The organism is Citrobacter sp. Cpo045, from assembly GCF_030332875.1.
GTDB classification, from domain to species: Bacteria; Pseudomonadota; Gammaproteobacteria; order Enterobacterales; family Enterobacteriaceae; genus Citrobacter; species Citrobacter portucalensis.
Window position 1 is genome coordinate 493,502 of the sequence record NZ_JAOWGZ010000103.1, and the last position, 18,603, is coordinate 512,104.

The 18,603-nt window shown below is 52.0% G+C and carries 20 protein-coding genes; 8 read left to right on the forward strand and 12 right to left on the reverse strand.

Translation table 11 applies throughout. From position 1 onward, the window contains the following. Positions 1–73 precede the first annotated feature (73 nt). Together OGY13_RS18380 and yohP are read left to right on the forward strand one after the other, a co-directional pair. Positions 74–808: a class I SAM-dependent methyltransferase gene (locus tag OGY13_RS18380; RefSeq protein ID WP_213752765.1), complete on the forward strand. Its 735-nt coding sequence runs from the start codon at positions 74–76 to the stop codon at positions 806–808. A gap of 70 nt (positions 809–878) precedes the next feature. Next, entirely contained in the window at positions 879–962 is an 84-nt protein-coding gene (yohP, locus tag OGY13_RS25175; protein WP_015572324.1) for a small membrane protein YohP, read from the forward strand. Between the two features lie 103 nt (positions 963–1,065). On the opposite strand, the gene dusC is transcribed toward yohP, so the two are convergent. The 6 genes from dusC to mhbT form a co-directional block, all read right to left on the reverse strand. After that, a complete protein-coding gene (gene dusC / locus OGY13_RS18385) occupies positions 1,066–2,010 on the reverse strand; it encodes a tRNA dihydrouridine(16) synthase DusC (protein ID WP_003834483.1) in 945 nt (314 codons plus the stop codon). A gap of 61 nt (positions 2,011–2,071) precedes the next feature. Beyond that, entirely contained in the window at positions 2,072–3,265 is a 1,194-nt protein-coding gene (locus OGY13_RS18390; RefSeq protein WP_125362677.1) for a 3-hydroxybenzoate 6-monooxygenase, read from the reverse strand. 14 nt (positions 3,266–3,279) lie between these two features. Further along, positions 3,280–3,924, reverse strand: a complete 645-nt coding sequence (gene maiA, locus OGY13_RS18395) for a maleylacetoacetate isomerase (protein ID WP_103014205.1) — start codon at positions 3,922–3,924, stop codon at positions 3,280–3,282. 8 nt (positions 3,925–3,932) lie between these two features. Then, complete coding sequence (locus OGY13_RS18400; protein WP_213752766.1) at positions 3,933–4,634, reverse strand: fumarylacetoacetate hydrolase family protein; 702 nt, start codon at positions 4,632–4,634, stop codon at positions 3,933–3,935. A gap of 15 nt (positions 4,635–4,649) precedes the next feature. Next, positions 4,650–5,687 (reverse strand): gentisate 1,2-dioxygenase, encoded by a 1,038-nt coding sequence (gene gtdA, locus OGY13_RS18405; RefSeq protein WP_048234914.1) that lies wholly within the window; start codon positions 5,685–5,687, stop codon positions 4,650–4,652. Between the two features lie 11 nt (positions 5,688–5,698). Continuing rightward, on the reverse strand, positions 5,699–7,057 hold the full coding sequence (gene mhbT / locus OGY13_RS18410) for a 3-hydroxybenzoate transporter MhbT (protein WP_213752767.1): 1,359 nt from the start codon (positions 7,055–7,057) through the stop codon (positions 5,699–5,701). A 126-nt stretch (positions 7,058–7,183) separates the two neighbouring features. Here mhbT and OGY13_RS18415 point away from each other — a divergent pair, with 126 nt between their 5' ends. The 6 genes from OGY13_RS18415 to OGY13_RS18440 all read left to right on the forward strand — a co-directional run bounded on the left by OGY13_RS18415 (position 7,184) and on the right by OGY13_RS18440 (position 11,478). Then, positions 7,184–8,092 (forward strand): LysR substrate-binding domain-containing protein, encoded by a 909-nt coding sequence (locus tag OGY13_RS18415; RefSeq protein WP_008785262.1) that lies wholly within the window; start codon positions 7,184–7,186, stop codon positions 8,090–8,092. 131 nt (positions 8,093–8,223) lie between these two features. Next, a complete protein-coding gene (locus tag OGY13_RS18420; protein ID WP_003834497.1) occupies positions 8,224–8,628 on the forward strand; it encodes a CidA/LrgA family protein in 405 nt (134 codons plus the stop codon). Continuing rightward, on the forward strand, positions 8,625–9,320 hold the full coding sequence (locus OGY13_RS18425) for a CidB/LrgB family autolysis modulator (RefSeq protein ID WP_003027380.1): 696 nt from the start codon (positions 8,625–8,627) through the stop codon (positions 9,318–9,320). Before OGY13_RS18420 ends, OGY13_RS18425 begins: the two co-directional genes overlap by 4 nt. 148 nt (positions 9,321–9,468) lie before the next feature. After that, entirely contained in the window at positions 9,469–10,353 is an 885-nt protein-coding gene (cdd, locus tag OGY13_RS18430; RefSeq protein WP_079934537.1) for a cytidine deaminase, read from the forward strand. Positions 10,354–10,516: 163 nt separating this feature from the next. Then, positions 10,517–11,236, forward strand: a complete 720-nt coding sequence (gene sanA, locus OGY13_RS18435) for an outer membrane permeability protein SanA (RefSeq protein WP_003027383.1) — start codon at positions 10,517–10,519, stop codon at positions 11,234–11,236. Between the two features lie 2 nt (positions 11,237–11,238). Beyond that, entirely contained in the window at positions 11,239–11,478 is a 240-nt protein-coding gene (locus tag OGY13_RS18440; RefSeq protein WP_213752768.1) for a DUF2542 family protein, read from the forward strand. Between the two features lie 50 nt (positions 11,479–11,528). Here OGY13_RS18440 and mglC read toward each other — a convergent pair whose 3' ends face one another. The 6 genes from mglC to folE form a co-directional block, all read right to left on the reverse strand. Next, entirely contained in the window at positions 11,529–12,539 is a 1,011-nt protein-coding gene (gene mglC, locus OGY13_RS18445) for a galactose/methyl galactoside ABC transporter permease MglC (protein WP_003027393.1), read from the reverse strand. Positions 12,540–12,554: 15 nt separating this feature from the next. After that, positions 12,555–14,075 (reverse strand): galactose/methyl galactoside ABC transporter ATP-binding protein MglA, encoded by a 1,521-nt coding sequence (gene mglA, locus OGY13_RS18450; RefSeq protein WP_003027396.1) that lies wholly within the window; start codon positions 14,073–14,075, stop codon positions 12,555–12,557. 71 nt (positions 14,076–14,146) lie between these two features. Then, positions 14,147–15,145: a galactose/glucose ABC transporter substrate-binding protein MglB gene (gene mglB / locus OGY13_RS18455; protein WP_003027399.1), complete on the reverse strand. Its 999-nt coding sequence runs from the start codon at positions 15,143–15,145 to the stop codon at positions 14,147–14,149. 293 nt (positions 15,146–15,438) lie between these two features. Continuing rightward, complete coding sequence (gene galS, locus OGY13_RS18460) at positions 15,439–16,464, reverse strand: HTH-type transcriptional regulator GalS (RefSeq protein WP_032943995.1); 1,026 nt, start codon at positions 16,462–16,464, stop codon at positions 15,439–15,441. Between the two features lie 144 nt (positions 16,465–16,608). Then, positions 16,609–17,766 (reverse strand): DUF418 domain-containing protein YeiB, encoded by a 1,158-nt coding sequence (yeiB, locus tag OGY13_RS18465; RefSeq protein ID WP_079934539.1) that lies wholly within the window; start codon positions 17,764–17,766, stop codon positions 16,609–16,611. 14 nt (positions 17,767–17,780) lie between these two features. Next, on the reverse strand, positions 17,781–18,449 hold the full coding sequence (gene folE, locus OGY13_RS18470) for a GTP cyclohydrolase I FolE (RefSeq protein WP_003027410.1): 669 nt from the start codon (positions 18,447–18,449) through the stop codon (positions 17,781–17,783). Between the last annotated feature and the right edge of the window lie 154 nt (positions 18,450–18,603).

An 18,603-nucleotide genomic window follows, 5' to 3' on the forward strand; every position in this document is an offset into this window, starting at 1 on the left:
TATAATCAGAAAAATATACACCTCGTGAATAATATAGATTAAATAATTTTAATAATTAATGGATGGAGATGTTATGTCACAGAATATCTATGACGATCCTGAGTTCTTTGCCGGATATGCCACGCTGGATCGTTCAGTAAAGGGACTCGACGGCGCGCCAGAATGGCCGACAATACAAGCGATGCTCCCCTCTCTTCAAGGCAAAAACATTCTTGATTTGGGCTGTGGATATGGTTGGTTTTGCCGCTACGCGCGCGATAATCTGGCAGCCAGCGTAATGGGACTGGATATTTCACAAAAAATGTTAACCCAGGCACACAGTATGACGCAGGGTAATGGCATCGTTTATCAGCGTGAAGATCTCGAAACGCTAACCCTGTCCCCAAATTCTTTTGACCTGGTTTATAGCTCGCTTGCCCTGCACTATTTGCACGATATAGAACGATTATTCGTAACCATTTACCAGTCATTAACACCAGGCGGTATGTTAGTTTTCTCTGCCGAGCATCCAATTTATACCGCACCGCTTAATCAGGGCTGGATAAAAGATAAAACCGGGCAGCTGTCCTGGCCGGTTAATCATTATCAGCAGGAAGGTGAGCGTATCAGTAACTGGTTTGCTGAAGGCGTCAAAAAACAGCACCGTAAGCTGGCGACCTGGATTAATGCGCTGATTGCCGCCGGATTCGAGATCGTTTGTGTCGATGAATGGGGGCCGTCCGCGCAACAGATTGCTGAAAACCCGGCTTTAGATGAAGAAAAAGAGCGGCCGATGGTGTTTCTGCTCAGCGCACGTAAACCAGCATAACAACGCCTCCAGGCAGAATGATTGATACTTTCCTATACTCAATCTGAACTTACCAAAAAAAGGAAAGTTAATGAAAATTCTGCTGTGGGTAATTCTGATTATTTTTCTGATTGGGCTATTGGTGGTAACAGGCGTGTTTAAGATGATTTTCTGATGTCGTCATTTCGCCCAGGCCTGATAGCAGAAATCTCAGGCTATTATTCTCTCTGATGCCGGATGGCGGCGTAAACGCCTTATCCGGCCTACTGGAACTGAGATCAGGCAGTAATCTCGATAGCCTGAATCGCACGTGCGATATCCGGCGAATTATTTAACGCACGAATTTCCTGAAACAGTTCTGTTGCCTCTGAATATTCTTTGCGCAAATACCCTAACCACTGCTTAATCCGCGCTACATGATACAGCCCGGTGTCCCCCTGCTTTTCAAGGCGGGTATATTTTTGCAACAGCGTCACGACTTCAGGCCACGGCATACGCGGCTCGTTGTATTTCACCACGCGGCTCAGGTTCGGAATATTTAATGCGCCACGTCCGATCATCACCGCATCGCATCCGCTGATAGCCATACAATCCTGGGCGCTCTGCCAGTCCCAGATTTCACCATTCGCAATAACCGGAATGGTCAGCCGCTGGCGGATCTCGCCAATCGCCTGCCAGTTGATATGTTCCGCCTTGTAGCCCTGCTCTTTGGTTCGGCCGTGCACCGCCAGTTCGCTGGCACCAGCCTGCTGGACGGCATCGGCAATTTCAAACTGCCGGTCGCTGTTGTCCCAGCCCAGACGAACTTTCACCGTCACCGGAAGATGAGCCGGAACCGCCTCGCGCATAGCTTTTGCGCCCCGGTAGATAAGCTCAGGATCTTTCAATAGCGTTGCGCCACCGCCGCTACCGTTCACCAGCTTCGACGGACAGCCACAGTTTAGATCGACACCGTATGAGCCCAGTTCTACCGCGCGTGCGGCATTCTCCGCCAGCCACTGCGGATACTGTCCTAACAGCTGAATGCGAACCAACGTGCCGGATGGCGTCCGGCTGTTGTTATGCAGTTCCGGGCAGAGTCGATGAAATACTTTTGCCGGCAGGAGCTGATCCACCACGCGCACAAATTCGGTGATGCACAGATCGTAATCATTCACTTCAGTCAGCAGCTCGCGCACCAGTGAGTCGAGCACGCCTTCCATCGGCGCCAGTAAAACACGCATATCGTCACCCGCAAAAAAAGAGGCGCTATGGTAGCGCCTCCGTTCGGGAGATTAAAGAGGCTCAGCGCGGCAACAGGCAGTTATCTTCTTTCCAACCGTACAGCCATTCCATACCGCGATAAAACTCCGCCTGCGATTTGTCTTTCCACAGCAGATTACGCACCTGCCGCTCGACGCCTGCGGCGTGGTAGACACGGCCCATTTCACGCGTTGACCAGACGATGCGTGCGGTACGCGGAATACGCACCGACTCATACAGCGCAAAGGCATCAGCCGCATCGCCATCACACTGCTGTAGCGCTTTACCGAGCGTTACCGCGTCTTCCAACGCCATACAGGCACCCTGCGCCATATATTGCGCCACCGGGTGAGCGGCATCCCCCACCAGCGTGATGCGGTCGGTTCCCCATTTTTCTACCGGCTCGCGGTCGGCGGTGGACCAGCGCCGCCATGACGTCGGTTTATCCAGCATCTGGCGCGGGCGCGGATGGATACCCGCAAAATAGGAGAGCACTTCCTCTTTGCTGCCATCTTTCACGCCCCACTCTTCCTGCTGACGACTGTGGAAGGTCACCACCAGGTTATATTGCTTACCGCCGCGCAGCGGATAGTGCACCAGGTGACAGTGTGGTCCGGCCCACAGCACCGGTGCGTTAATGCGTAAATCTTCCGGCATATCATCGCAATCAATCACGGCGCGATAGACCACGTGTCCGGTAACCCGTGGCGCATCGCCAATCAGAGACTGACGAACGACCGATTTTACACCGTCACAGCCCACCAAAATATCCGCCGTCCAACTGTTGCCGTGTTCATCAAATACCGTCACGTCATTCTCTGTCTGGCGAATATCAACCACGTTAGTTGAAGTGCGATACTCAACGTTAGGATGCACCAGCGCCGCTTCCCAAACGCTGGCGTGAATATCAACCCGATGGATAACCGCATAAGGGCCGCCAAAGTGATCGCGGAACGCCTGGCCGGTTTCAATGCGGACCACCTCTTTCGCATTTACCGCATCCATCATCGTGATGTGGTCGGTAAAAACGGCGCGTTGGCGGGCGATTTCCCCCACGCCAAGGCTGTCCAGAGCAGAGAATGCATTCGGCCCGAGCTGAATACCCGCGCCAATTTCACCAATCTCGTGCGCTTTCTCCAGCAACATCACTTTAATGCCCTGACGGGCCAGCGATAGCGCGGTCGCCGCGCCGCCAATCCCACCACCCACGATAATTGCGCGTGTCACTTTAGCCATTGTCGTTCTCCTTATCAGGCTGGAATTTTATCTTGTTGATTCTCGGGCGCGGCGGCGATAAACGCCGGAAGCTGAGTACAGGCATCATATACCGCCTTACAGCGCGGATATCCGCTCAGATCACAGCCCATACGTAACGCGTTCGCCCACTGTGGGATCAGACAGCAATCCGCCAGCGTTGGCGCATCACCCACGCAGAACGTCCCCGAATGACTCTGGCGCAGCATCTGTTCCACCGCGCTTAACCCTTGCTGGATCCAGTGTGCATACCAGCGTTTTTTATCTTCTTCACTGACCTTTAACTCTTCACTCAGGTAGCGCAGTACCCGCATGTTATTCACCGGGTGGATATCACAGGCGATGGCATAGACAATTTCCAGCACCTTACTGCGCACCGGGAAGTCGGCAGGCAGCAGTGGCGTTTGCGGAAAGTGGCCATCCAGCCAGTCAATTATTGCCAGCGACTGCCCAAGTGATTCTCCGTCATCGGTCACCAGAGTCGGCACCAGTCCCACCGGGTTCATCCGTCGGTAGGCCAGTTCGTTCTGCTGACCGATGCGAATGTTGACACCCACCGTCTGGTAATCCAGCCCCTTCAGCGCCAGCGCAATGCGCACCCGATATGACGCCGAGCTATTAAAGAAACTGTACAGCTTCATCATCCACCTCAGACAATCTTCACGGCGATGGGGGTTAAACCGTCTACGTTTCCGGTGATCACATCCCCTTTCACTACCGCCCCCACGCCTTCTGGGGTACCGGTGTAGATCAGATCGCCCGGCTGCAGTTCAAAGAAACCAGACAGATAGCTGATGGTTTCATTCACAGACCAGATGAGGTGGCGAATATCGCTACGCTGATGATCGTCGCCGTTGACCTGCAACCAGATTGGCGCATTGTTAACATCCACACTTTCGCTGGCTTTATGCAGCGGCGCGATGGGTGCGGAGAGATCAAACGCTTTGCCAATTTCCCACGGACGCCCCATCTGCCGCATCTCCATCTGCCGATCACGGCGGGTCATATCCAGGCCGGTGGCATAGCCCCAGATATATTCGTGCGCTTTTTCCAGCGGAATATCACTGCCCTTTTTGCCAATCGCCACCACCAGCTCTATCTCATAGTGATAGTTATCGGTTTGCGATGGGTACGGCAGTTCGAGGATCTGACCAGCCGCCACCGGGACTACCGCATCGGCAGGTTTACAGAAAAAGAACGGTGGTTCGCGATCCGGATCAAAGCCCATTTCACGGGCATGAGCGGCATAGTTACGGCCCACGCAGTAAACACGGCGCACAGGAAATTGTTCATCACAGCCAACAACAGGAACGGTAACAGGCACTTGTGGTTCAAATACGTATTGCGTCATTTTCTCTCTCCCAAATTAATAGCGTGCTTCGCGGAACAACCCCAGTGCTTCCTGAACCGGTCTGTCCGAAAAACTGAATAAGACGGTATCTTCGTGGGTCTGGAACGACACGCCGTGCCAGGTTGGCACCACAAAGATATCTTTTGGCGAAAAGTTGAAGGTCTCATTGCCGATGGTGACCTGCCCACTTCCTTCCACCACGTGGTAGATAGTGCTGTCGGTGGTACGCGCCATTCGTGAGGAAAAGCCCTGCGGCAACAGTTGCAGGAAGGTTCCCATCGAAGGCATGGGATAACCGCCGGTTACCGGGTTGACGTAACGCATCTTGTAACCGTCCCACTCATCGGCGTCGCCCATGCGCGTCAGGTCATGCAGTGCTTCACGGCTGCGATCGTAGCGATAGTTAAAAATCGGCGATGAGTTACCTTTCTGATGACGCAGCGGCAGCATATTGGCCGCGTAGCGCGGTAAGTAATCCCCTTCCTTGCGCGTGACCGGCTGCTGATCTTCCGGGTAGTCTTCCGCAAAGCCGCAGCCCAGCAGGTTCACCAACGGCAGGTCCAGACCGTCCAGCCACACCACCGGTTCACTGCCCGGGTTGCCGTGATCGTGCCAGCGCCACTGCGGCGTCAGAATAAAATCGCCTTCATGCATTTGGGTGCGCTCACCGTCCACAGCGGTAAATGCCCCTTTCCCTTCGACAATAAAGCGCAGTGCAGACTGATTATGACGATGACTCGGCGCAACCTCGCCCGGCATAATTAACTGCAATCCCGCGTACAGCGTTGGGGTGATTGAAGACTGTCCACGCAGCATTGGGTTTTCCAGCACCAGCACGCGGCGAATCGCCTCTTTCGCGCCAATCAGATCGCCACTTTCCAGCAGCAGCGGGCGGATCTCCTGATAGTTCCAGTACGCAGGCGCGCAATGTGCGTTCGGTGTTGGCGGCACCAGGCGGTGCAGCGACTCCCACAGAGGGGTCAGATTCTGCCCGGAAATATGCTGGTAAAACTGCTGACGGCTGTTCTTAACGTCCTGATTCAGTTCAGACATAGGGATTCTCCTTATTCATTCACAACACCTGCGCGTGGCAGAGTATTTGAGGCAGAGGCCGACTGGCGGATAACAACCGTCAGCAGCGTAAGCATTACCGCGCTGATGGCCGCCGGGACGGCAATAATGAAAAACAGGTTATCGAATGAGAAATTCATCGCCATCATCACCCCGCCGGAAAGCGAGCCGACAATCGCGCCGCAGCGCCCCACTGCATTAGACCAGCTGACGCCCGTCGCCCGGCTTTGTGTCGGATAAAGCGTGGCGGTTAACGCATTAATACCAACCTGAGAACCGCTGATGCCGATGCCGGTGCCAAAAATAGCCAGTGCCATCAGCCACAGACCGTTTTCGCTCAGGCCAATCATGACGATGCACACTGCGCCCAGCGCATAACTCACGGCCAGCACGCGGAAAGGGTTATATTTGTCCATCAGCACACCCAGCGCCAGTGCCCCCAGCGTTCCTCCAATCTGGAAGGCGGCAGTTACCCAGGAGGCATGCTGCAGATCAATTCCACGATGGTTAAGCAGCGTTGGCATCCAGCTGGAGAGCAGATAAATAATCAGCAGGCTCATAAAGAACACTACCCATAGCATCAGAGTAATAGGCAGCTGTCGCCCAACGAACAGCTGGCGAATGCTGCCTTTAGCTATCGCGGCACCTTCGTTGAGATAAAAATGGGTATTGTCATAACGTTCCCGGGTGATGGCGCTAACGGTTCTGGCAATCACGTTTTGCGGCACTTGACGACGAACCTGCCAGCGCGGGGATTCCGGTAGCGCAAACAGCAGAGCAACAAACAGCATTAGCGGTAGAACGCCTCCCAGCACCAGAATGCCGTGCCAACCAATCACCGGCACCAGCTGTGCGCTGACGATACCGCCCATTGCCGATCCCAGAGTAAAGCCACAGAACATCATGGTGACCAGTGCGCCACGCCGACGCGCGGGCAGGTATTCCGAAGTCATAGTAATGGTATTCGGCATTGCCCCGCCCAGCCCTAAGCCGGTAAGAAAGCGCAAAATAACCAGCGTTTGCAGATCGGGGGAAAAAGCCGAGAGCAGGCTCAGTGCACCGAACAGCGCCACGCAGAGTTCTATCACCCGTTTGCGGCCAAAACGGTCGGACAGCGGGCCACAGAGCAGCGCGCCAGCAGTCAGCCCCAGCAGACCTGCGCCAAACAGCGGTGCCAGATCGCCGGCAGTCAGCTGCCAGTGAGTGCGAATGTCGGGTGCGATAAAACCAATCGCCGCGGTATCAAATCCGTCGAGCATGACAACCAGAAAACAGCAGATGATAACGCGCCACTGGGTCTTACCGACGGGGGCGGAATCGATCAGTGCTTGTAGATCACGTTGTTGAGTCATAGTGAATGCCTCAGTGCAGGTAGAGTAGATGTCTGTTTTGTTTTAGGTATGTTGCGACTTTGTATGTTTGGAGATGAAATGTACAATGGCTTTTCATGCAGAGGCATAACCTGGAGGTTATAGCAAATGGCAAACTGGGCGCAGAAACTGAAGTTGCAACACCTGCAAACGCTTATCGCGCTGGGCGAACAGGGAAATCTGACGCACGTCGCCCGGATGATGAATATCACCCAGCCCGCGTTGTCGAAATGGTTATCACAGCTCGAAGATGAGATTGGCATCACGCTCTTTGAACGTCACAGTAAAGGCTTGCGCCCTTCCGAAGGCGGCAAGTTGCTACTGCAACATGCCCAACGCCTGATCAATGATATGGAGCGTTCGCAGTATGAAATCGCCCGTTTTAAGCAAGGCGGCCTTGTAGGGAGTCTGAAGATTGGCTGCTCGCCGGTAGCGACCGACTGTGTTTCACAGGCAATACTGGGTTTGCTCACAGAACTGCCAACCCTGCATCTAAATATTGAAGAGAAAGTGATGACCCCGCTGCTGCACGATCTGCTCGCGGGTTCGGTGGATGTCGTCGTCGGTCGGGTCGGCGGTCGGGCGCTTCAGTTGCCGCTCAATTATCAAGTGCTGTATACCGAGCCGGTCTGTTTCGTCGCCCGCCCCGATCATCCCTTGGCAAAATATCCCCTGCTCACCTGGCACGATCTGGCTAACTGGCGCTGGATTGTCTGGCCGACAGGAACCCCTATCCGGATAAGCATTGATAACGCGCTGGTTGATAACGGCGTAATGTTGCCGGAAAACATCATTGAATCGGCATCAATCAACGTCAGTACCAACCTGCTGCAAAGTAGCGACATGATCTCTATTCTTTCTCTACGGCTGGCACAACGGTATGCCGCCCAGGGACAACTGGCTATCCTGAATCTGCCGAAGATTGAACAAAAAGGCAGCGTCGGCGTATTCTGGCGCAACAACGAAACGCCTACTACCGCCCTGAACCGTTTTCTGTACTACCTGGCACAAGTTTAGCGCGGAGAGTTAGGGCCATCGCCCGATGTTCCAGATATCTATTTCCTCTATGCTTAGAATTCATGATGTGATCGGTAGCACGTTTTTAAGTTTAATTGTATGATGAATGAGTCTCGTCAAGGGTTTCAACTATGAGCAAAGCACTGAACGTTATCTGGCAATATTTGCGCGCATTCGTCCTGATTTATGCCTGCCTCTATGCAGGTATTTTTCTTGCATCGCTACTCCCTATCACCATTCCGGGCAGCATTATCGGCATGCTGATTCTGTTTGTTTTACTGGCTTTGCAGGTGTTACCGGCAAAATGGGTTAACCCCGGCTGCTACGTGCTGATTCGCTATATGGCCCTGTTGTTTGTCCCGATTGGCGTGGGGATCATGCAGTACTTTGACCTGCTGCGCGCGCAATTTGGTCCGGTGGTGGTGTCTTGTACCATCAGTACGCTGGTCGTTTTCCTGGTGGTGAGCTGGAGCTCGCACATTGTGCACGGTGAGCGCAAAATCGTTGGGCAAAAAGAGGCTAAAGCAAAAAAATGATGTCGTATATCTGGTGGTCATTACCTCTTACGCTGGCGGTATTTTTTGGCGCACGTAAGCTGGCAGCTCGCTTTAAAATGCCTTTGCTGAATCCGCTGCTTGTTGCCATGGTGGTGATCATTCCCATTCTGCTGCTGACCGGTATTCCCTACGATCACTATTTCAAAGGCAGCGAAGTGCTGAACGATTTGCTGCAACCTGCCGTGGTCGCGCTGGCCTATCCGTTATACGAACAGTTGCACCAGATTCGCGCCCGCTGGAAATCAATCATTGCTATCTGTTTTGCCGGGAGCGTTGTGGCGATGGTTACAGGTACAACAATCGCCTTGTTGATGGGCGCATCGCCGCAAATTGCCGCGTCTATCATGCCAAAATCGGTCACCACGCCTATCGCTATGGCCGTGGGAGGCAGTATTGGCGGCATTCCGGCGATCAGCGCCGTATGCGTCATTTTTGTCGGCATTCTCGGGGCGGTATTTGGACATACGTTACTCAATGCCATGCGTATTCGCACTAAGGCCGCTCGTGGGCTGGCAATGGGCACCGCGTCGCACGCCCTGGGCACCGCACGCTGTGCGGAACTGGACTATCAGGAAGGTGCGTTTAGCTCACTGGCGCTGGTCATTTGCGGCATTATTACCTCGCTGGTAGCCCCGTTCCTGTTCCCGATTATTCTGGCAGTGGTGGGTTAATCTTCATTTTTTAGCTATTTATTTGCGATGCGTTGCACATTTTTCATTTAAGTTTCATAAGTTGCATACACAATGAGATTTGGATCACATATAAAGCCATAACAGGCCCGTAAACTACGATTCCATTACATTGTTATGAGGCATCGCCATGCATCCACGTTTTCAAACTGCTTTTGCCCAACTCGCGGATAACTTGCAATCAGCCCTGGCCCCTGTTCTGGCGGATGCACATTTCCCCGCCATGCTGACTGCTGAGCAGGTCTCTTTGCTAAAACGCGAATCGGGACTGGACGAAGACGCGCTGGCATTCGCTCTGCTGCCGCTGGCTGCGGCCTGCGCACGTACTCCGCTGTCCAACTTCAACGTTGGGGCAATTTCTCGCGGCATCAGCGGCAACTGGTACTTCGGTGGGAACATGGAGTTCCTGGGCGCGACCATGCAGCAAACTGTTCATGCCGAGCAAAGCGCTATCAGCCACGCCTGGCTGCGCGGTGAAAAAGGGCTCGCCGCCATCACCGTCAACTACACGCCGTGCGGCCACTGTCGCCAGTTTATGAACGAACTGAACAGCGGACTGGATTTACGTATTCATCTGCCGGGACGTGCGCCACACGTGCTGCGTGATTACCTGCCAGATGCCTTCGGCCCGAAAGATCTGGAGATTAAAACGCTGCTGATGGACGATCAGGATCACGGCTTCGCACTGCAGGGCGATGCGTTGACCCAAGCGGCAATCACCGCTGCCAACAGATGTCATATGCCGTACAGCAAATCCCCAAGCGGCGTGGCGCTGGAGTGTAAAGATGGCCGTATTTTTAGCGGCAGCTATGCTGAAAATGCCGCCTTTAACCCGACCCTGCCACCGCTGCAGGGCGCGTTAAACCTGTTGAATCTGAACGGTTATGATTATCCAGATATCCAACGCGCCGTGCTGGCTGAAAAAGCCGACGCGCCGTTGATTCAGTGGGATGCGACCTCCGCCACGTTGAAAGCACTGGGCTGCAATAATATTGAGCGCGTTCTCCTGGGTTAATCGACTCAATAACGCCAGTTCGTAGGCCGGATAAGGTGTTTACACCGCCATCCGGCACTATGCAGAATGCCTAAAATCCCCTCAATCAGACTGCTGTTTCTTGCGCTACGTCTTCCGGTACAGTAGCCTGATTGAAATTCCATCCAAATAACGAGTTTTCTGCATGTTAAAGCGCGTGTTTTACAGCCTGTTAGTCCTGTTAGGCTTGCTGCTTTTGACTGTGCTTGGACTCGATCGCTGGATGAGCTGGAAGACTGCTCCCTACATTTACGACGAACTGCAGGATTTACCCTACCGCCAGGTCGGTGTGGTTCTGGGCACGGCGAAGTATTACCGCACCGGCGTCATCAATCAGTATTACCGCTACCGCATTCAGGGCGCATTGAACGCCTATAACAGCGGGAAGGTAAACTATCTGCTGTTAAGCGGCGACAATGCCCAGCAAAGCTACAACGAACCCATGACGATGCGTAAGGATCTGATTGCCGCAGGCGTTGATCCCGCTGACATCGTGCTTGATTACGCCGGGTTCCGCACGCTCGACTCCATCGTGCGTACGCGTAAAGTATTCGATACCAACGATTTCATCATTATTACTCAACGATTCCACTGTGAGCGCGCCTTGTTTATTGCGCTGCATATGGGTATTCAGGCTCAGTGCTATGCGGTGCCTTCGCCAAAAGATATGCTCACCGTGCGGGTACGTGAATTTGGTGCCCGTTTTGGCGCACTCGCCGATCTCTACATTTTCAAACGTGAGCCTCGTTTTTTAGGCCCACTGGTGCCCATCCCTACCATGCATCAGGTACCGGACGATGCGCAGGGGTATCCGGCGGTCACGCCTGAACAATTACTCGAATTACAAAAGAAACAAGGAAAATAAGCATGGAAGGAAAAACGATCTTTATCGTTACTGGCGTACTGATGATTGTTCTCTGGACGTGCAGAGAAGGCCTGAAGGGACTGCGTTCCGGTATCGTCGAGAAAACCGTGAAAGGTTCGCAGACGCCAATGATCATTTCTCGCGCTAAAGAACCCAGCACTTACTGGAGCTATATCATCGTTTATTTCGGTATGGCCATTGGTGCACTGTTCACTGGTATCTGGTTACTCTTTATCAAATAAAAAACCGATGCAGAAAGCCTCTGCACCGGTTTTATTTTTCTCTTCCCAGATTACTTCTTACGCGCGTACTTCAGTGAGTCCAGCGCGACCGCGAAGATGATAATGCCGCCTTTGATAATATACTGCCAGTAAGGGTTCACGCCGATGTAGGTCAAACCGTAGTTGATGACGGTGAAGATAATCACACCGGTCACTACGCCAAACACGGTACCTACCCCGCCGCTGAACGACACGCCACCAACCACGCACGCCGCAATCGCATCCAGCTCATACATAAAGCCGAGGTTGTTGGTCGCAGAGCCGATACGCCCTGCTTCCAGCAAACCACCGAAGGCATAGAACACGCCAGACAACGCATAGATAATCAGCAGGTTCAGCGCAACGTTTACACCGGACACTTTCGCAGCTTCCGGGTTTCCGCCGATGGCGAAAATGTTTTTACCGAAGCGGGTCTTGTTCCACAGCACCCACACAAAGGCCACCGCAATCAGCGCATAGAATGTGATGTAGGAGAGTCGGAAACTGCCCAGTGCAATAAAGCCCTGCGCAAAGGTTGAGAATCCACTGTCAAAGCCAGAAATTGGCGATGCACCGACGAAGTCGTAGTACAGGGAGTTGATCCCGTAAACGATAATCATCGTACCCAGTGTGGTAATAAACGGCGTTACGTTCAGATAAGCAATGATAATACCGTTCACCAGACCGATAATGGCGCCAATCACGCAGACAATCAGCACCACTACAATGATCGGCATCGTCGCCATTTCCGGGAACACCTTGTTGGCATTCTCCATCGACTGCAACAGAGTTGCCGCCACCACTGCCGCCAGGCCAACCTGACGCCCCGCCGACAGGTCGGTCCCTTGGGTAACAATCAGTCCAGCCACACCCAATGCGATAATAATACGCACCGAGGATTGCGTGAGAATATTACTCAGGTTCAGTAAGCTTAAGAAAGTGGGATCCTGGAAAATAATAATCGCCAGCAAAACCAAAAGAACAACGTAAATTCCGCCTTCTTTCAGGTAAGTAAGAAAACTTTTCTTATTTAACGCACTCATGAGGAGCCCCTAATCTTAAAGGTGCAAAGACGCAAGACGGAGGATTTCGTTTTGCGTTGTTGTTTTAGTGTCAACAATTCCAGCAACGAGACCATTGCTCATCACCAGAATACGATCGGTAATACCCAGCAGCTCCGGCATTTCAGAGGAAATAATAATAATCCCCTTATCCTTTTTCGCGAGTTCGGCAATCAACTGATAAATTTCAAATTTCGCACCAACATCGATTCCGCGCGTCGGTTCATCCAGCATCAGAATTTCTGGCTGGGTTAATAACCAACGACCAATAACCACCTTTTGCTGATTACCGCCAGAAAGTGAACCGATTTGCGTGCGATGACCCGGTGTTTTTACCCTCATAGAGTCAATTACCCACTGGGTATCACTCTTCATGCGGGAATTATCCAACAGACCAACTTTGTTTTTATAGTTTTGGATATTGGAGATTAACGAGTTAAAACCAATGTCCAGATACGCATAAATACCGGTTGAGCGGCGCTCTTCCGTGACCAGTGCAAAACCATGGTTGATGGCTTCATTTGCACTGTGGTTATTAATCTTTTTGCCGTGTAGCGTAATCGTACCCGATGATTTCTCACGAATACCAAAAAGCGTTTCAACGATATCCGTGCGTTTTGCGCCTACCAGACCTGCAATCCCAAGAATCTCCCCTTTGTGCAAATCAAACGAGATATCACGAATCGACGGCTGGCGCAGCGAGGTCAGGTTACGCACTTGCAGAATGACTTCACCAGGTTTGTTTTCTTTATCCGGAAAACGTTGGTTCAGTGAACGTCCAACCATCATGGCGATGATCTTATCCATATCCAGCCCTTCCAGCGGCTGGGTCGCAATCCACTGGCCATCGCGCAGAACGGTAATTTCATCGCACAGCTGGAAGATTTCTTCCATTTTGTGAGAGATATAAACAATACCGCATCCACGCTCTTTCAGCTTACGGATGATGGTGAACAGATGGTTAACTTCTTTTTCGGTTAACGATGAAGTTGGCTCATCCATGATGACGATTTTGGCGTCATAGGAGAATGCTTTCGCAATTTCAATCATCTGCATTTGTGAAACGGATAATGTGCCGACACGCGCACGCGGATCGATATCAATATCCAGTTCATCAAATATCGCTTTGGTATCGCGGTACATTTTTTCCTGATCGACAAACATGCCTTTGGTGGGATAGCGTCCCAGCCACATGTTGTCCATTACAGAACGTTGTAATACCAGGTTTAATTCCTGGTGTACCATCGAAATACCATTTTCAAGCGCTTCTTTCGCAGAATGAAAATCGATTTCTTTACCCTGAAATAAAATACTGCCGGAATCTTTTTGATAGATGCCGAAAAGACATTTCAATAATGTTGATTTCCCCGCGCCATTCTCTCCCATGAGGGCGTGAATAGAATGCGGGCGGACTTTTAAATTGACATTATCAAGCGCCTTAACGCCGGGGAAGGACTTGTTGATGCCGGTCATTTCCAACAAGTATTCGCCTGACGACTGAGTATGTGTGCTGACCATAATTATACCTTATTGGCCTTGCAGAGTGCGTTATTAAGGGCGCAATGAAATTGCGCCCACATACGGAGTATTTATTTGTTGGTGAACTCTGCCAGATTATCTTTATCGACACCTACGTACGGTACGCGAACAATCTTGTTCTCAATTTTCCAGTTAGTGCCATCTGCCGCACCTTTGCCGTCAGCCAGGTTTTTCGCCAGATCGAAGGTGGCTTTCGCCTGGTTGTTGGCATCGTTCAGGACGGTACCGGCCATGGCGCCAGATTTCACCAGAGCCAGCGCTTCAGGCAGCGCATCCACACCAAATACTGGTACGCTGGTTTTGTTGTGCGCTTTCAGCGCTTCAACTGCACCCATTGCCATCGCATCGTTGTTAGCGATAACCACTTCAATTTTGTTCGCGTTTGGACCAGACATCCACGCATCCATCTTATCTTTCGCCTGAGCGGTATCCCACATTGCAGTATCTAACTGCAGCTGCTCAGTTTTAATGCCTTTGTCGTTCAGCTCTTTAATCACGTAAGTGGTACGTGCTTCAGCATCCGGGTGTCCCGGTTCGCCTTTCAGCAGAACAAACTGAATTTTGCCGTCTTTGTTCAGGTCCCAGTTCGGGTTAGCTGCCCAGTGTTTGGCAATCAAATCACCCTGAATAATGCCGGACTCTTTAGAGTCGGTACCGACGTAATACGCTTTGTCATAGCTGTCCAGCGCTTTACGAGAAGGTTCTTTGTTGAAGAATACGATCGGTACGTTCTGTCCGCGTGCTTTTTCAATGACCGTGCCAGCAGCTGCCGGGTCAACCAGGTTAATCGCCAGTGCTTTAACGCCTTTTGCCAGCAGCACGTCGATCTGATCGTTTTGTTTGGACTGGTCGTTCTGCGAGTCGTTCATCAGCAGCTGTACATCTGGTGCCGCTTTGGCATCTTTTTCAATAGCCTTACGTACTACAGACATAAAGTTATCGTCATACTTATAGATAGTCACACCAATGCGGGTATCAGCAGCGTGCGCAGCCGCGCCGAATAACATGCTTGCCATTACAGCAGACAGGGTCAACACCTTCTTATTCATGGTATCTCCGGTTTTATTATGCAGGGTAGTACTTGAGATAAATGCTCGGCAGGCAGAACGTTACTGAAGTGTTACTGAACGCCGAAGCTCACTTTTAAAAAATATTTCTTCCGTGTCTGGCAACGCTCCAAAAACAGGCTTTAATTTTTGTTTAAGGCACCTATACCTCGATGAAAGTGATTATTCACCGTTACATAGTAGTTACAGCGCAACAAACAGTGTCATCATAGCTATCGCATTGTTAATATACTGTGAATTTACTCACATATTGAAAGCGGTTACATCGCGCAACGTTATGAGTTAGTGATCGGTGCCGCATTCTGCCGCAGCGCTACTGAATGGCGACGCACCAGCGTTGGCATAAAACAATGTGACGCCTGCGGATCCAACGTGCCAGCCGCCCCCTGTAGCGCAAGCTCCGTCGCCATTTTTGCCATTGAGGCAATGGGATAGCGCACAGTGGTTAGCTGCGGATCGGTGTAACGCGCGATGGGAATATCATCGAAGCCAATGATAGAAAGGTGTAATGGAATAGCGATGCCGTTATCTTTTAGCGCAGTCAGCGCGCCGGCTGCCATATTGTCGTTGTAAGCAAAGACCGCCGTCAGTTGTAAGTTACGCCCCAGCAGTTCCACCATCGCGGACTCTCCGCCCTGCATATCGGGCGAACCAGTGCCGACCCAGCTTTCTGCCGCAACAATCCCCTGCTCTTTCAGGGCAGTTAACCACCCTTCTTTGCGCATGGCGTCATCTTCAATACGGTGGCTTGATGCCAGATAACCGATGCGTTGATGACCATTATTTAGCAGCATTCGGGTAGCCATTTTGGCACCGCTGATGTTATCCAGGCAGACGCAACGGTGTGCGTAGCCAGGAACAAGGCGGTTGATCAGAACCATGCCGGGAATTTGATCCATAAACTCGGCCAGCTCCCGATCGCTCAGTGCTTTAGAATGTACAATCAGCGCGTTACAGCGTTGGCGAATCAACACCTCAATGGCATGACGTTCTTTTTCCGCCTCATGGTAGCTGTTGCCAATCAGGACATACTTCTGATGCTGCTGGGCAACCATATCCACGGCTTTTACCAGCGCGCCAAAAAACGCATCTGATACATCCATGACGACAACACCAATCGTGTCGCTTACCTGCGTCGCCAGTGCTTGTGCGTTGGCATTAGGTCGATAGCCAAGCTGAGTGACTGCCTTCATTACCGCTTCACGCGTATCGGGACTCACCAGCGCACTGTTGTTCAGTACGCGGGAAACGGTCGCTACAGAAACGCCAGACTGCCGTGCCACATCACGAATGGTTACCATATTCACTGCCCTGTTTTAGATTGCGGCTGCCCACAGACACCCCAGGCTGGGTATTTTGTCAGCACAATGAAACGGACTGCGTGAGTGATGTCACAGGAATGAAAGCGCTTACATCCATTTTGTTAATGAATGTGATCCAGATCGTTATCTGGATGTTCGCGGTAATGATGTCCCCGCAGCACGCAGGGTTAATTGACGCCACAGCCATTCCACCGGGCCCTGGCGGTAAAAACGCAGCCATATGACAGAGAAAAGTAAGTTAATCGCCCAGACAGGGATGACGAAAAACAGCAGCTCCAGCCGGTCAAATTTCATAAATAAACCGGCCTGATAAAACAACGTGGTGCAGATTAAGGTTTGTAACAGATAGTTGGTTAATGCCATGCGCCCCACACAGGCGATAGCAATGACCCATTTGAAGCGACTAAGCTGCGGCCAGAAACCAAACATCAGCGCGGCATAACCAATGGTTTGCAAAGGCGCACCCAACTCTCGCGGGGCTTGTAACAGGAAGGCACACCAGCGGTAGGACCAGTCCAGTTGCCACTGGGCGACGATAGCAGGCAGGTTAATCGCCATGCCGATAATAACCAGCAAAACGCCAGTGCGTCGATAATGCTGCAAACTGTACTGCCCTTTTAGCCAGCCACTACGCATTAATGCCGCGCCGAGCAGCATCATTCCCGCCAGTTGCCAACCGTATTGCGCACCCAGCGCCAGCAAGCTATTGGACATCATATCCACGCGATTGCTGATTGCTTCCATTCCGCCGTTCACTTTCCAGTATTTTTCATACAGCAACGCTGAAGCATCCGGTGTCCAGGCGCGGCTGGTTTCGCTCCCGGAGATCACACCCAACAGCAGCAATACACCAACGCCCGCCAAATAAAGCACCACGCCGGTGTTAAACAAGCTTTTCACCGACGGCGCATCCCGGATCAGCCGCCAGCAAATCAGGCCGATCAAGCCATATGCCAGCAGGATATCGCCATCCCAGAAGAGTAAACCGTGAATGAATCCCAACAGCACCAGCAACGTAAGCCGCGACTGGATCCAGCGTTTACCACGCGGGAGCAGCATTTGCAGACCAGCACCAAACAGCAGAGCAAACAGCGTGAGGAATTTTACCTGCGCGAAGAGATCGAGCAGCGCCCAAGTCCAGGCGTCGGATAAGGTGATGTTGCCATACCAGGCGGGATTGAGGTATGCCGCCTTTGGCAAGCCAAAGGCGCTAATATTGAGAAGCAGGATACCAAGAATGGCGACGCCACGAATAAAATCCAGCGTGACATTACGCTCCATGGTTCCTGCCCTAATCAGTTGTGATGACGTACTGCGCGCAGAAATTCCTGACGCGTGTTCTGGCTGGACTTAAACAATCCGCCAAGAGAAGTGGTGGTGGTCGCACTGGTCGCATCGCGAATGCCGCGCGCTTTCACACAGTAATGCACCGCATCAATCGATACCGCCACATTATTCGTCCCGAGCAGCGTTTGCAGCGCGGTGAGAATTTGCTGAGTCAGACGTTCCTGTACCTGCGGACGTTGCGCAAAGAACTGCACAATGCGGTTAATCTTCGACAGACCAATGACCGAATCTTTCGGAATATACGCCACCGTCGCTTTGCCATCGATAGTGACAAAGTGGTGTTCGCAGGTGCTGGTCAGCGTGATATCACGAACCGTGACCATCTCGTCCACCTTCATTTTGTTTTCAATGACGGTGATTTTCGGGAAGTTGGCGTAATCGAGGCCGGAGAAAATCTCATCGACATACATTTTCGCAATGCGATGCGGAGTTTCCATCAGACTGTCATCGCTCAAATCGAGATTGAGCAATTGCATAATCTCGGTCATATGGCCAGAGATAAGACGTTTGCGTGTTTCGTTATCCATCTCTTGCACGGGCGGGCGCAGCGGGGTTTCGAGACCACGCGCAACCAGCGCTTCATGAACCAGTGCCGCTTCTTTACTGAGTGATGACATTTCTTCTTCTCCTGCAGGTGGGGCGCCTCTGCCCTGCATGGGGCAAAGTTTTTAGGCTGTGTCACAGCCAGAACATTGTGCGTGAGGCGGCGCACATAATCCAGTATTCACCGTGATAATTATTGAAATTGGCACAGCCTTTCAGCGTTGCTGA

What these genes read in the sequence shown, in the direction of transcription:
- OGY13_RS18380 (WP_213752765.1), top strand. Translation starts at nt 74, where the DNA reads ATGTCACAGAATATCTATGACGATCCTGAGTTCTTTGCCGGATATGCC.
- yohP (WP_015572324.1), top strand. Translation starts at nt 879, where the DNA reads ATGAAAATTCTGCTGTGGGTAATTCTGATTATTTTTCTGATTGGGCTA.
- dusC (WP_003834483.1), bottom strand. Translation starts at nt 2,010, where the DNA reads ATGCGTGTTTTACTGGCGCCGATGGAAGGCGTGCTCGACTCACTGGTG.
- OGY13_RS18390 (WP_125362677.1), bottom strand. Translation starts at nt 3,265, where the DNA reads ATGGCTAAAGTGACACGCGCAATTATCGTGGGTGGTGGGATTGGCGGC.
- maiA (WP_103014205.1), bottom strand. Translation starts at nt 3,924, where the DNA reads ATGAAGCTGTACAGTTTCTTTAATAGCTCGGCGTCATATCGGGTGCGC.
- OGY13_RS18400 (WP_213752766.1), bottom strand. Translation starts at nt 4,634, where the DNA reads ATGACGCAATACGTATTTGAACCACAAGTGCCTGTTACCGTTCCTGTT.
- gtdA (WP_048234914.1), bottom strand. Translation starts at nt 5,687, where the DNA reads ATGTCTGAACTGAATCAGGACGTTAAGAACAGCCGTCAGCAGTTTTAC.
- mhbT (WP_213752767.1), bottom strand. Translation starts at nt 7,057, where the DNA reads ATGACTCAACAACGTGATCTACAAGCACTGATCGATTCCGCCCCCGTC.
- OGY13_RS18415 (WP_008785262.1), top strand. Translation starts at nt 7,184, where the DNA reads ATGGCAAACTGGGCGCAGAAACTGAAGTTGCAACACCTGCAAACGCTT.
- OGY13_RS18420 (WP_003834497.1), top strand. Translation starts at nt 8,224, where the DNA reads ATGAGCAAAGCACTGAACGTTATCTGGCAATATTTGCGCGCATTCGTC.
- OGY13_RS18425 (WP_003027380.1), top strand. Translation starts at nt 8,625, where the DNA reads ATGATGTCGTATATCTGGTGGTCATTACCTCTTACGCTGGCGGTATTT.
- cdd (WP_079934537.1), top strand. Translation starts at nt 9,469, where the DNA reads ATGCATCCACGTTTTCAAACTGCTTTTGCCCAACTCGCGGATAACTTG.
- sanA (WP_003027383.1), top strand. Translation starts at nt 10,517, where the DNA reads ATGTTAAAGCGCGTGTTTTACAGCCTGTTAGTCCTGTTAGGCTTGCTG.
- OGY13_RS18440 (WP_213752768.1), top strand. Translation starts at nt 11,239, where the DNA reads ATGGAAGGAAAAACGATCTTTATCGTTACTGGCGTACTGATGATTGTT.
- mglC (WP_003027393.1), bottom strand. Translation starts at nt 12,539, where the DNA reads ATGAGTGCGTTAAATAAGAAAAGTTTTCTTACTTACCTGAAAGAAGGC.
- mglA (WP_003027396.1), bottom strand. Translation starts at nt 14,075, where the DNA reads ATGGTCAGCACACATACTCAGTCGTCAGGCGAATACTTGTTGGAAATG.
- mglB (WP_003027399.1), bottom strand. Translation starts at nt 15,145, where the DNA reads ATGAATAAGAAGGTGTTGACCCTGTCTGCTGTAATGGCAAGCATGTTA.
- galS (WP_032943995.1), bottom strand. Translation starts at nt 16,464, where the DNA reads ATGGTAACCATTCGTGATGTGGCACGGCAGTCTGGCGTTTCTGTAGCG.
- yeiB (WP_079934539.1), bottom strand. Translation starts at nt 17,766, where the DNA reads ATGGAGCGTAATGTCACGCTGGATTTTATTCGTGGCGTCGCCATTCTT.
- folE (WP_003027410.1), bottom strand. Translation starts at nt 18,449, where the DNA reads ATGTCATCACTCAGTAAAGAAGCGGCACTGGTTCATGAAGCGCTGGTT.